Genomic DNA, 14,214 nt, shown 5'->3' on the forward strand with positions numbered 1-14,214 from the left:
TGAACTAAAGCTTCCTTGACACTTCAATGTGCTCATAGGCCTCGATAATATCTCCTACTTTGATATCGTTGTAGTTGTGTATGTTAAGACCACACTCAAACCCAGAGGCTACTTCTTTGGCATCATCTTTAAAGCGCTTAAGCGATCCAAGCTCTCCGGTGTAAATTACGATGCCATCGCGGATAACACGAATCTTGGAGTTGCGTCGAATCTTACCCTCTTTAACCATACATCCTGCAACAGAGCCCACTTTGGTAATCTTAAATACATCACGTACTTCTACGGTTGAAGTTATTTGCTCCTTAATTTCGGGTGATAACATACCCTCCATGGCAGCGGTAATCTCCTCAATTGCATCGTAAATGATGGAGTATAATCTGATATCAATCTCCTCTTTCTCAGCTATTTTACGTGCGGCCATCGAGGGACGCACCTGGAATCCAATCACAATGGCATTGGATGCGGCAGCTAGCATGATGTCAGATTCAGAGATGGCTCCAACAGCTTTGTGAATCACATTCACCTGAATCTCTTCGGTTGACAGCTTTATTAGTGAATCGGACAGCGCCTCAATAGAACCATCCACGTCACCTTTAACAATCAGGTTCAACTCCTGGAAGTTTCCAATGGCAATTCGACGGCCTATTTCATCAAGTGTAATATGTTTCTGAGCACGCATACCTTGCTCACGCTGTAATTGCTGACGCTTGGTAGCAATGTCCTTTGTCTCCTTCTCGTTATCCATCACGTTAAACTTCTCACCTGCCTGAGGTGCACCATTTAACCCAAGAATTAACACAGGTTCTGAAGGACCTACTTTATCAACTTTTTGGTTCCGCTCGTTAAACATAGCCTTTACGTGTCCGTAGTTACTACCTGAAAGAATCAGGTCGCCCACTTTTAACGTTCCGGCCTGAACCAACATGGTTGCCACATAACCGCGTCCCTTGTCGAGCGACGATTCGATTACTGAACCAACTGCAGCTTTATCCGGGTTTGCCTTTAATTCAAGCATATCGGCTTCGAGCAACACCTTCTCTAAAAGCAGTTTCACGTTGGTACCATGTTTGGCAGAAATTTCCTGACACTGGTATTTTCCACCCCAGTCCTCAACCAAATAATTCATGTTGGCAAGCGACTCCCGCACTTTATCGGGGTTAGCACCGGCCACATCAATTTTACTGATTGCGAAAACTATTGGTACCCCTGCAGCTGATGCGTGGTTAATAGCTTCAATGGTTTGTGGCATCACATTGTCGTTTGCAGCAATGATGATGATTGCAATATCAGTAACCTGCGCACCACGGGCACGCATAGCGGTAAAGGCCTCGTGACCCGGTGTATCCAGGAAGGTGATTTGACGACCGTTGTCAAGTTTCACACTGTATGCGCCAATGTGCTGAGTAATACCTCCCGCTTCACCTGCTGTAACATCCGATTTACGTATGTAGTCGAGCAGCGATGTTTTACCGTGGTCAACGTGTCCCATCACAGTTACAATGGGCGGACGCTCTACCAAATCTTCAGGACTGTCTTCTTCTTCAACAATGGCCTCGGCTACATCTACACTGATGAACTCAACTTTATAGCCAAATTCTTCGCTTACAAGCACAATTGTTTCTGCATCGAGTCTTTGGTTGATTGACACAAAGAGCCCAAGGCTCATACAGGATGCAATAATCTGGTTAACCTGCACGTCCATTAAATTGGCCAACTCATTGGCCGTAACAAACTCGGTAACCTTAATAATTTTCTTTTCCTCGTCCAAACGGTCGAGTTCGGCCTGATGACGCTGAGAAGCCAAATCCCTTTTATCACGTCTGTGGCGTGAAGCTTTGGATTTCCCTTTTGAGGTAAGACGAGCCAGAGTATCTTTTATCTGCTTGGCCACATCCTCTTCACTTACTTCGGGGCGTACGGGGCGCTTCTTAACTTTGGGTGCTTTCTTTTTTGCAGCAGCAGCGGCTGCAGGAGATATGGCGGGTTTCTTATCGCCCGGTCTGTTCTGTTGTTGACCGGTTCTGGCTGCATCACCTTGTTGGTTGGCAGGCTTGTCGCCGGCAGCAGCTATGTTAACGCGCTCTTTCTCTTTTTTAATACGTTTCCGTTTCTTGCGGCGAGATTTTTTATCATCACCATTTCCTCCATTCCCGCCGTTACGGGATGATTCCACCGGAAGGTCTATTTTACCAACAACAGTAGGGCCGGTAAGTTTTCTTACCTTGGTAGGAACAAAATTTTCATTAGCATCAGCCATTTCGGTTTTCTGAGTTACCTCCTCTTTGGGCTCCTGAACAGGAACAGGTTTCTTTTCAATTACTACTTCCTGTTTTGGAGCGGGGGCAGGTGATTCAGCCTTAGGTTTTTCAACCACCGGTTGTTGTACCGGCTCTTTTGGTGTCACTGGTGCTTTACGGGTTGATGCCTCCAAATCAATCTTTCCAACAACTTTCAACTCTTCAGCAGGCTTATCAACTTTAACAGGAATATGTTCTATCTCCTTTTCTTTGGGTTTTGGTGGTGCAACAGGCTTTTGCTCCTCTTCTTTTTTGGGTGGAACCACCTCTGCAACCTTTTCTACTTTCTTCTCCTCTTCTTTAACAACAGGCTTTTCCTCTATTTTTTCCGGCGTTTTCTTCGCCCCACTGTCGTTAAGATTTATCTTTCCCACAACCTTCACATCCAGACTTCTCTTTGGCCTTGTAAAGAACTCATCTTCTTCAGCTTCGTCATCGGAGTGCGTATCGCGTACATCTTCGATAGAAATGGTTTCTTTTTTCTCTTTATGCTTACGCTCAATGAGTTCTTCCGATGCTTTTTTTACATTCTGATCCTGTTTGTACTCTTTCTTAAGGAGTTCAAACATGTCCTCAGATACTTTTGTGTTTGGGTTCACATCAATATCAAATCCCTTCTTATGAAGGAATTCAACGATGGTATTAATACCAACGTTTAATTCTCTTGCTACTTTGCTGAGTCTTTGTCCAACTGCCATAAAGGAACTTTCAGTTTAATTCAGGTGATTGCGGAGCGGTAATAGATTTATCTGACAAAGATAACGGAATTATTCAAATTCAGATTTTAATATTGCCACTACATCACGAATGGTTTCTTCTTCCAGGTCGGTTCGCTTGGCCAAATCCTCTACGGTTAAATCAAGCACCGACTTGGCGGTATCACAACCGATGGATTTTAAGGCATCCAAAATCCAGCCTTCAATTTCATCGGAGAATTCATCCAGTGACACATCTTCCTCCTCTTCTTCACCTTCTGTTTCACGATATACATCCAACTCATAGCCAACCAACTGGCTTGCCAGGCGAATATTCAGACCACCTTTACCGATGGCCAAGGATACCTCCTCTGGTTTAAGATAAACCTGGGCTCTTTTAGTATCTTCAAAGATTTTTATGCTACTAACCTTTGCAGGGTTCAAGGCCCGCTGAATAAACAGCTGGATGTTGGTTGTATAATTAATTACATCAATATTTTCATTACGCAGTTCACGTACAATTCCGTGAATCCGCGACCCTTTCATACCTACGCATGCACCTACCGGGTCGATACGGTCATCGTATGACTCCACGGCCACTTTGGCACGTTCGCCGGGCTGGCGTACAATTTTTTTAATGGTGATGAGCCCATCATGTATCTCAGGCACCTCGAGTTCAAAAAGACGTTCGAGAAATACCTCTGCGGTACGTGAAATGATAATCAGCGGATTGTTGTTTCGGATTTCGACCCTTACCACTACCGCACGAATTGAATCACCTTTGCGATAGAAATCGGAAGGTATTTGCTCGGCTTTGGGCAGGATGAGTTCATTTCCTTCATCATCGAGCACCAACATTTCACGTTTCCAAATCTGGTAAACTTCACCGGTTATAATCTCGCCAATGCGCTCTTTGTATTTGTTATAGATAGCATCTTTCTGAAGCTCCATAATACGTGTAGAGAGGTTCTGACGTAAACTCAGGATGGCTCTTCGACCAAAATCCAGAAACTTCACCTCATCGGTAACTTCTTCACCAATTTCGTAATCGGTGTCGATTTTTTTTGCTTCGGATAAAGAAATCTGAAGGTTCTCATCAGTTACTTCGCCATCAGCTACCACTTCACGGTTTCTCCAGATTTCGAAGTCGCCTTTATCGGTGTTGATGATGACATCAAAATTTTCATCTGTACCGAACAGCTTTACCAATACACCTCTGAATGCATCCTCAAGAACACGAATCAGTGTGACACGGTCAATATTCTTTAATTCCTTAAACTCCGAAAAAGTATCGATCAAGTTGATATGTTCCATCTCTTGTCTATATATAAAACCGTATTTAAAACTTAATTATCTCTTTAACTGATTTAACGTCACCAAAATTAAACGGATGATCAATAACCTGCAACTCTTTTTTCTTTTTACCTTCAGGTTTCACCATCTTGCTTTCTCTTACAACAAAACCCTCTGCGGCAGCGGATATAAGTTCACCGGCAATTTTTACTCCGGTTGGCGTAACTACTTCCACAGTGCGGCCAATGCATTTCTTATATTGTTGCAGCACTTTGAAAGGCTGACCAATACCGGGAGAAGATACTTCAAGTTCAAAATCCTCCGACTCCCTGTCAAGTGAATGCTCAATAAGCCGTGAGATAGATACACAATACTCAATGGGTACTCCTTTTTCACCATCGAGAAGCACCACTATCCGGTTAGAAGGCTTCACATCCACATCCACCAGAAAATATCCGTCAGTTTCAACTTTCTCAGCAATCAGGTTTGTGATTTGTGCTTTGGAGATCATATTGCTTCAATTTAATAAAATAGGGGACTAACTGTCCCCTAATCTTCTCAGGCCGAAATTCACCGCAAATTTAAGCATGAATTAAGTATTTTCCAAACATTTAATTATTATTATTGAAACCAAAGGCAATTCATTATTGTCTGCGAAGAGTGTGTTTCCGCTGTTTTTTGCAACTAAACTTTGTATCTTTGAGCCTCAAAATATAAAATCAACCCTCAATGAATGAAAAAGAAACGCCGCTTTCGCAATTAGGCCTTTATGGATTAATAGAGCGCATCGGCAGTCAGTATAAAAACCAAAATAGTTCAACTGTTATCGGGATTGGCGACGATGCAGCACTTTTCACCAACAACGAAGCTGTACTTGCCGGCTCATCGCTTTTGCTCGAAGGCATTCATTTTGACTTAACCTATTCGCCACTTCAGCATTTGGGATATAAAGCTGTGGTGGTGGCCATCTCAGATATTTTGGCCATGAATGGCAAACCCGGACAGGTGATAGCCAGTCTTGGTCTGAGCAACAAAATGAGCCTCGAACGTGTTGAGCTATTGATGTCAGGCGTTGTTTCTGCTTGCGAGAATTACGGTGTTGAGTTGGTTGGATTTCGGCCGGCAGCATCGCTTACCGGCCTTACCATCTCCATTGCAGCCAGCGGCAGCGTAAAGCAAGATGATGCAGTTCTGCGCTCTACGGCACGCCCATCCGATGTGTTGTGTGTTACAGGTGATTTGGGTGGCGCTTTGATGGGTTTACACCTGCTCGAAAGAGAAAAAAGGGTGCTTAATGCCAGTGGCGACCAAAAACCTGAGTTTGGAAATAACGATTACGTATTGAAACGTCAACTCAAGCCGGAAGCACGTGCCGATTTAAATGAAAAGTTGAAAACGCTTGGTATAAAGCCAACTGCCATGACATGCATTAAAGATGGATTGGCCACTTCGCTTCTGTTAATGTGTAAAGCATCTGCCACCGGATGTCGCATCTACGAAAACAAAATACCTTTGAATCAGAGCACCTTAAAAGCAGCATCAGAGCTTAATTTCAACCCGTTGGTGGCGGCTCTCAACGGCGGAGAAGATTTTGAGATGCTGCTCTCCGTAAATTTAAATGATTTTGAGCAGATAAAAGAGAGGCTTCCGGATGACATACATGTGATTGGGTATATTACAGAGGCCGAAAAAGCCTGCCGCCTCATCACTGGCGCCGATCAGGAGATAGACATCAAAGCACAGGGTTGGGGCACCATGTCATAAACAAATAAAACTGACACCCGATATGTACGAATTTATTTCAGGAAAAATTGCAGAGAGCAGTCCGGCGCATGTGGTAATCGCAACCAACGGACTCGGTTATTTCATCAATATCTCATTAAATACTTATTCAGAACTCAAAGATAAGGAAGAGATCACCCTTTACATCCACGAAAACATTCGTGAGGATGCCTACAACCTGTTTGGCTTTTATGGTCGGGCAGAGCGTGAGATATTCCGCCAACTCATTTCGGTGTCGGGCATTGGTTCTAATACAGCGCGCATGATGCTTTCGTCGGTAACTCCCGACGAACTCAGACACGCGATTCTCATGGCCAACACAGACTTGCTCAAAGGCATTAAAGGCATTGGGCTAAAAACGGCTCAACGCATTATTGTAGATCTAAAAGATAAACTGGGAAAGGACCATGGCGAAGAAAAATTATTTACTTCGGCAGACAATACAGCCCGAGATGAAGCGTTATCTGCTTTAGTAATGTTAGGATTTGCAAGGGCAGCATCACAAAAAGCGGTGGAAAAGATTTTGATGGAGCAGCCCACGGCCAAAGTAGAGCAAATCATAAAACTGGCTTTAAAGATGTTGTAATTCCCAACCGGTAACGATATTGAAACCCAGAAACCTTGAGAAAGAGACTCTTAAATAACATCTCCATCCTCCTTTTAACCTTCCTCTTTGTGTTGGTGGGCGCCGAAGAACACCTGCCAGGTTCTCCGCGTCATGACTTTCTCAGTTCGTTAGCCAATGCGGATACGGTGCCGGAACCAATAAACCCGGCAAGACTCTCTCCTCCGCCAATGAGTTTGCAGGAACCTTACCGAAGTAGTGCTAACCCAATACAGCTTCACGACCCGGATAATGTGAACTACATTGCCGAATATGATCCTGCAACCGGACTGGTTACACTATACCGAAGAATGGGCAACATACCTGTGCGTTTACCCTACACCATGACGCTGGAGGAGTATAACAATCTGGAGATGCGGCAATCGATGCAACGTTATTGGGAAAGCAAAAACAGTGAATCTGACATGGGAGCAGGCGGTGGTTTTGGTCAGATACGGGTAGGGAGCGAAGTTTTTGAGAGCATTTTTGGCAGCAATGTGATAAACATCAGACCTCAAGGTATTGCTGAGCTCAGATTGGGAATAAACCGCACCAAAATAGACAATCCCACCTTGCAGGAGCGTATGCGCAAAACAACTACCTTCGATTTCCAGCAGAAAATCCAGATGAATATCCGCGGAAACATTGGTGAGAGACTTAAACTGGGGATAAACTATAATACCGAAGCCACTTTTGACTTTGAAAACCAGATAAACATTGAATATCAGGGTGGTGAAGACGATATCATCAAAAAAATAGAAGCCGGTAACGTAACGTTGCCCCTACCTGGAACACTAATTACCGGCAGCCAGAGTCTCTTTGGCGTAAAAACCGAAATGCAGTTTGGCAAGCTAACAGTATCATCCATCTTCTCACAGCAAAAAGGACAAACTTCGGTAATGAACATTCAGGGTGGCGCCCAAACCCAGGAGTTTAACATTGCTGCCGACCAGTATGACCGTAACCGCCATTTCTTTCTGTCACACTATTTCAGAGATAATTACAATCGGGCAATGGCCAACCTGCCGGTGATCACCTCGCCATATACCATCACACGGGTGGAGGTTTGGATAACCAACCGAAGCAATGATTTTGAAAGGGCCCGTAACATTGTAGCCTTCACCGACCTTGGCGAGCATCCGGCAAACATGGCCAACCCGGGCCTTTGGGGCGGCACACCAAATGCCATCCCATCCAACAGCACAAACAACCTTTACCGGGAGATGACCACCACCTATGGCCGCATCAGAGATATCAATGAAATAACATCGGCTCTTGCCCCTTTGGCAGGAAGTGGCTTTACCAACACCCGGGATTTTGAGAAAATTGAAAATGCCCGGCTACTGCCTGAGAGCGAATACACGCTGAACAGCAAACTTGGCTACATCTCACTGAATAGTCCACTAAATGCCGATGAGATATTGGCCGTATCGTATGAATACACATACAATGGCGAGGTTTTTCGGGTGGGAGAACTAAGCAACGCCGGCATCGAAGCTCCCAATACACTGATTTTGAAACTCATCAAAGGAGCCTTGCTATCGCCAAGAGTAAAGACCTGGAACCTGATGATGAAAAACATATACTCCATCGGCGCCTATCAAATAAGCCCCGACCAGTTCCGAATGGATGTAGTGTATATGAACGACTCGACAGGAAGTTACATCAACTACTTCCCGGAAGGGCCAACACCAGCCCAGGGGGGGCTTAACGGCGAACTTTTTCTCCGAATCATGGAACTGGACAATCTGAACAGACAATTGGAGCCGTATCCGGATGGGACATTCGACTTTGTGCCGGGATATACCATCATTCCGGCTCAGGGACGTATCATATTTCCGGTACTTGAACCATTCGGCTCACATCTTGAAAGCAAGTTACAAGGAACTCCCGAACTCAGAGAAAAATACCTGTTTAAAGAACTCTATGATTCAACTTTGACCATTGCCAGCCAGGCAGCCGAAAAAAATAAATTCCGGCTAAGGGGATCCTACCGCTCGGCAGCAGGTTCAGAAATTTCTCTTAACGCATTCAACATACCAAGAGGTTCGGTGGTGGTAACTGCCGGTGGACTGAAACTAACTGAAAATATTGACTACTCAGTAGATTATACTTCGGGACGCATCCGTATTCTGAACCAGGGATTGCTTGAGAGCGGAACCCCCATACAGGTTGCTCTGGAGAGTCAGTCGCTGTTTAATTTGCAAACAAAGACACTCATAGGTACACACCTCGACTACCGTTTCAATGAAAACTTTAATATTGGCGGAACCATCCTCCATTTAAGAGAACGTCCATTAACACAAAAGGTAAATTACGGAGATGAACCCATTGCCAACACCATTTGGGGCCTAAATGCAGCCTATTTTACCGAGTCGAACCTGATTACTTCGTTGCTCGATAAGCTTCCACTGATACAAACGCGTACACCATCGTCTGTCTCATTTGAAGCAGAATTTGCACATCTCATACCAGGCCACCCAAGCGTTATCGAAAAAGAGGGAACATCCTATATTGATGATTTTGAAGGCACAAAAATCCCCATCGACCTGAAACAATGGACTGCATGGAGTTTGGCTAGTACGCCGCAGGGACAGAACCAGCTTTTCCCGGAAGCGCAGCTGATTAACGACCTTCGCTATGGATTTAACCGCGCCAAACTGGCATGGTATGTCATAGATCCACTCTTTTTGAGAAACAACACACTTACACCAGATCATATCCGTCGCGATGCAAACAGCCAGTCGAACCACTATGTGCGTGAGGTGCTCGAAAGAGAGATTTTCCCGCTAAGAACCCCCAGGTACGGAGAGCCTACCAATATTCCGGTACTCAACATGGCTTTTTACCCGCGTGAACGTGGCCCTTACAACTTCGACACCAACATTAACTTCAACGGCTTCCTCAATAATCCGGAAACCCGCTGGGGCGGTATTATGCGAAGAATCGATACAAATGATTTTGAAGCAGCCAACATCGACCACATTGAGTTTTGGATAATGGACCCATTTATTTATGATGAAGGCACCCATGCCGGTGGTGATTTGTACATAAACCTTGGTAGCGTATCAGAAGACATCCTGAGAGATTCACGCAAATTTTTTGAACAAGGACTTCCAGGACCGGGAGAACCATTTGATGTGGACAGCACCATGTGGGGCTATGTGCCAAAAAAACAGAGTCTGGTAAACGCCTTTAGCAACGACCCCGCCACACGCCTAATGCAGGACGTTGGATTAAATGGCATGAGTTCGGAACGTGAGCGCTATTTTTATCGTCAGGGCACACACCCATATTTGAATATCGTAGATAATCTATACGCCACCGGAGCCATTTCAGAAGCGGCATACAACCAAATCATCAACGACCCTGCCGCTGACGATTTTCAGTATTACCGAGGCAGTCAGCACGATAGAAATCAGACCAGCATACTTGATCGTTACAAAGATTTCAACAATCCCGAAGGCAATTCACGCCCGTCAGAATTTTCGGGTGAGCCATACAGTACAGCCGCCACAACCATCCCCGACAGTGAAGACATCAATAGAGACAATACACTCAGCGAATCAGAAAGTTACTTCCAATACCGAATTCCACTTCGCCCTAACGAGATGGAAGTAGGCAAGAATTACATTACCGATGTGGTAACATCAACCGTAAAGCTCAAGAACCAAAGCGAGGAAACCATCAGATGGTATCAATTTAAAGTACCGGTAAGTAGTCCGGATACAACCATTGGTGACTTACACGATTTGCGTTCGATTCGCTTCATGCGCATGTTTCTGCACAATTTTAGCGACTCTGTGATTCTGCGATTTGCATCCCTCGATTTGATTCGGGCTGAGTGGAGACGCTACGAACGCGACCTGTTTGAGCCTTCAGACAATGTATCATCCAATCCCAATACCGTATTCGAAGTATCTGCGGTAAACATTGAAGAAAACGGCACACGTGAGCCTGTTAATTACATTCTGCCGCCCGGTGTGAGTCGTGTAATTGACCCTGCAAACCCCTCGCCACGTGAGCTAAACGAGCAGTCCATCTCACTCAAAGTGATAGATTTGGCACGTGGAGACGCACGTGGTGTTTATAAAAACATCAACATGGATATGCGGCAATACCGCAGGTTAAAAATGGATGTTCATGCTGAGGCCGTGCAGGGCTATCATCTTGAAGATGGCGATATGGTAGCCTTTATCCGCTTGGGCACCGACTATCAAAACAACTATTACGAGTATGAAGTTCCGTTGAAATTAACGCCTTTTGGAAGCAACTATTCCAGCAACTCCACGGCACACCGATATATTGTATGGCCGGAGGAAAACCAGATAAATGTAGCCCTTGAACTATTCCAACAAGTAAAACTGCGACGCAACGATGCCATGCGTGTGGCCAACTCATCGGTTCAACTCACATCTGAATACCAGTGGTTTGACCCCGAACGCCCGGCTAACAGAGTAAAAGTGAAAGGTAATCCCAACCTTGCAAACGTACGAACGGTGATGATAGGTGTGCGAAACCGTACCATGGAAAACAAAGCGGTTGAGGTATGGATGAATGAATTACGCCTGACCGATTTTAACGAAAAGGGCGGCTGGGCAGCCAATAGCCGTATGAATATCAAACTGGCTGATTTGGGTTCTGTTTCAATTGCCGGACGAGCCAGCACCGTTGGGTTTGGCAGCATTGACCAAAGCGTGACGGAGCGTAGTCAGGAAAACTTCCATCAATACGATGTGGCCACCAATCTGGAGTTGGGCAAACTGCTTGGGCCTGAAAGCCGAATGTCGATTCCGTTTTACGTGAGCCTGAGTGAAGCCGTTGCCACTCCCGAATACTATCCGCTTGACCCGGACATCCCTCTCGATGTGGCTCTCAAAAACGCCGACACGCGCGCAGCAAAAGACAGCATACGAACGGCATCACAGGATTATACCAAACGAAAAAGTATAAACTTTACCAATGTGCGCCTTCAGCCCAAAAGCAACGAAAGCCGATTTTATGATGTCTCTAACCTGAGCGCCACATACTCCTACAATGAAACATACAGAAGGAATATTGAAACGCAGTATTTAACCGATAAAAACTACCGAGGTATACTTGGCTACAACTTCATCAACCGGCCATCAGCTTTTGAACCTTTTAAAAGCGTTCAGGGAAATTCACTGCAAATAATTCGCGATTTTAATCTATACCTGGCACCCAGTCAGGTCAGTTACCGTTGGGAAATGATGCGCGGATACCGCGAAGAACAGCTCAGAAACATTCATGATCCAGGCTTCTCGATACCGCTTACCGTGAATAAGGATTTTTACTGGAATCGCTATTTTGACCTTACATATAACATATCACGTTCATTAAAAATAGATTTCAGATCGACCAACAACTCGGTGATTGATGAGCCACAAGGACCTGTTAACAGGAAAGAGTTTCGCGATGAATATCAGGTATGGAAAGACTCGGTGATGACCAACATCATGAACATGGGACGCACCACCAACTATCAGCACAATATAAACTTAAGCTATAACATACCAATTAATAAACTGCCCTATCTGGACTGGACAACAGCCAGCCTTAACTACGGGGCATTATACAACTGGCAGCAAGGCCCTATTACACGTCAGCAATTTGATTGGGGTAACACCATTCGCAACTCCAATAATATTCAGGGAAATACTCAGCTTAACTTCAACACCCTCTACAACAAGTCGCCATACCTGCGCCAGCTCAACCGTCCTGTTGGCCGCCAGCAGCAGCAACAGCAACAACAGGGTGAAACTGTACGTTTTACGCAACACAACCTGCAAATGAAGCAGGGAGAAGAGTTTCCTATAAACCATCGACTTGGAACAGCCACAGTAACTGTTAGGGTATTTAACGACTCCGGGCACCCGGTTCCAGGTCAGCAACGTGTTGTCGATGCCAATAACGTGGTCTTTACACCCCAGCAGGATGTAGCGGCAGCCCGCGTAATGGTTACCGGTCAGAAACAGACTGAAAAATCGTCCGGCGAATACATCAAAGAGTACTCATTCAGGCTGTTGACAAGCTTGAGAAACATCTCTTTCACCTATTCACAAAACAATGGAACCATTTTGCCGGGATATATGCCCGACAGCAAATTTATGGGTACACACAACTATGAAGGCTCATCGGCACCTGGACTGCCTTTCATGCTTGGATGGCAGGATAGGGATTTTGCAATGAAAGCGGCAGATAAGAATTGGCTCACTACCGATTCAACCCTTAATTCACCCTATGCCATGAACCGCGCCGAAGATTTAACCGTAAGAGCCCTGCTTGAGCCCATTCGTGGATTACGCATTGACCTGACAGCCAACCACCGCACCACCAACAATATGTCAGAGTATTACTTGTTTGACAGCGATGGTTTCCGTGGCGTATTCAATACCATGGAAAATGGAAGTTTCTCAATGACATACAACGTATTTAAAACCTCCTTCAAAAAGATAGATAAAAAGGGAACCTTTCATTCCGAAAGTTTTGAGAGATTTCTCGACAACAGGCAAATAGTTGCTGACAGGCTTGGGCAAAGTCGTAACGGCCTAACACATCCTGTTGGCGGATCGTATCAGGACGATCCACGAGCCGGATTACCCTACAACCCCGCCGGCTACCCCGACCAGGGGCTTGGTGTAGAAAGAGGAGCCGACGGCTACGGCCTCTCTTCGCAGGAGGTAATGATTCCTTCGTTCCTGGCTGCCTACTCGGGAAAACGGGCCAGCGACATATTTCTGAATCCGATGCCTTCCATTGCTCGCATGCAGCCTAACTGGCGTGTAACGTATGATGGGTTGTCAAGAGTTAAATGGTTTCAGAAATACATCCGTTCGTTTGATGTAAGCCACGCCTATCGCTCTACCTATACCGTTGGCAATTACCTGACCAACCTGGACTGGACTGAGTTTCGCGATGGGTTTAGCTTTATTCGGGATGCGCAGGGTAATTTCATTCCAAAGTATCAAATCAGCGGCGTGTCCATTTCAGAACAATACACTCCACTGCTCCAATTCAACATCACCTGGTTGAACAGCCTTTCAACCAGAGCCGAATATAAAAGAGGACGAATTATTAACCTGAGCCTCAACAACAATCAGATTATTGAAAACTACAACAACGAGTGGATTGTAGGACTGGGATACCGTTTTGACAAAATGGACATCATCCTTGGCTCCCGTGAAGGACAACGAAAAATGTCCTCTGACCTGAACCTAAGAGCAGACATATCGCTGCGCGACAACTTCTCCATAATCCGCAGAATTGAAGAAGGTTTAAACCAGATGACCTCAGGTCAGCGCATCGTGACCCTAAAACTAACCGGTGATTATGTGCTCAGTGACAGGTTTAACATGCAGTTGTTCTATGACCGCTCCATGAACTCTCCCTATATTTCGACCACTTACCCAATTACAACCAGTAGCTTTGGTGTAAGTTTCCGATTCTCACTGGCACAGTAAGGGATAAACTTAATTTACTGACAGTAGACCCTTTCCTGACAAAAAGAGAGTTGTTGATATTT

General features: G+C 45.2%; 6 protein-coding genes. 3 read left to right on the plus strand and 3 right to left on the minus strand.

What is annotated here, in order from left to right:
• Positions 1-4: 4 nt before the first annotated feature.
• From infB to rimP, 3 genes are all read right to left on the minus strand, one after another.
• A complete protein-coding gene (infB, locus tag ALKIM_RS0106265) occupies positions 5-2,995 on the minus strand; it encodes a translation initiation factor IF-2 (RefSeq protein WP_026473897.1) in 2,991 nt (996 codons plus the stop codon).
• 69 nt (positions 2,996-3,064) lie between these two features.
• Positions 3,065-4,306: a transcription termination factor NusA gene (gene nusA, locus ALKIM_RS0106270; protein WP_026473898.1), complete on the minus strand. Its 1,242-nt coding sequence runs from the start codon at positions 4,304-4,306 to the stop codon at positions 3,065-3,067.
• A gap of 25 nt (positions 4,307-4,331) precedes the next feature.
• Positions 4,332-4,796: a ribosome assembly cofactor RimP gene (gene rimP, locus ALKIM_RS0106275; RefSeq protein ID WP_026473899.1), complete on the minus strand. Its 465-nt coding sequence runs from the start codon at positions 4,794-4,796 to the stop codon at positions 4,332-4,334.
• A 218-nt stretch (positions 4,797-5,014) separates the two neighbouring features.
• Between rimP and thiL the strand changes: the two genes are divergently transcribed.
• From thiL to sov, 3 genes are read left to right on the plus strand one after another with little or no spacing between them, the layout of a single operon-like run.
• The gene (gene thiL, locus ALKIM_RS0106280; protein ID WP_026473900.1) at positions 5,015-6,049 is read left to right on the plus strand and encodes a thiamine-phosphate kinase; all 1,035 of its coding nucleotides are present in this window, start codon (positions 5,015-5,017) and stop codon (positions 6,047-6,049) included.
• A gap of 22 nt (positions 6,050-6,071) precedes the next feature.
• On the plus strand, positions 6,072-6,653 hold the full coding sequence (gene ruvA, locus ALKIM_RS0106285) for a Holliday junction branch migration protein RuvA (protein ID WP_026473901.1): 582 nt from the start codon (positions 6,072-6,074) through the stop codon (positions 6,651-6,653).
• Positions 6,654-6,688: 35 nt separating this feature from the next.
• On the plus strand, positions 6,689-14,152 hold the full coding sequence (sov, locus tag ALKIM_RS0106290) for a T9SS outer membrane translocon Sov/SprA (protein WP_026473902.1): 7,464 nt from the start codon (positions 6,689-6,691) through the stop codon (positions 14,150-14,152).
• The last annotated feature ends 62 nt before the right edge of the window (positions 14,153-14,214 follow it).

The organism is Alkaliflexus imshenetskii DSM 15055 (assembly GCF_000517065.1).
GTDB lineage: Bacteria > Bacteroidota > Bacteroidia > Bacteroidales > Marinilabiliaceae > Alkaliflexus > Alkaliflexus imshenetskii.

What these genes read in the sequence shown, in the direction of transcription:
- nusA (WP_026473898.1), bottom strand. Translation starts at nt 4,306, where the DNA reads ATGGAACATATCAACTTGATCGATACTTTTTCGGAGTTTAAGGAATTA.
- ruvA (WP_026473901.1), top strand. Translation starts at nt 6,072, where the DNA reads ATGTACGAATTTATTTCAGGAAAAATTGCAGAGAGCAGTCCGGCGCAT.
- rimP (WP_026473899.1), bottom strand. Translation starts at nt 4,796, where the DNA reads ATGATCTCCAAAGCACAAATCACAAACCTGATTGCTGAGAAAGTTGAA.
- infB (WP_026473897.1), bottom strand. Translation starts at nt 2,995, where the DNA reads ATGGCAGTTGGACAAAGACTCAGCAAAGTAGCAAGAGAATTAAACGTT.
- thiL (WP_026473900.1), top strand. Translation starts at nt 5,015, where the DNA reads ATGAATGAAAAAGAAACGCCGCTTTCGCAATTAGGCCTTTATGGATTA.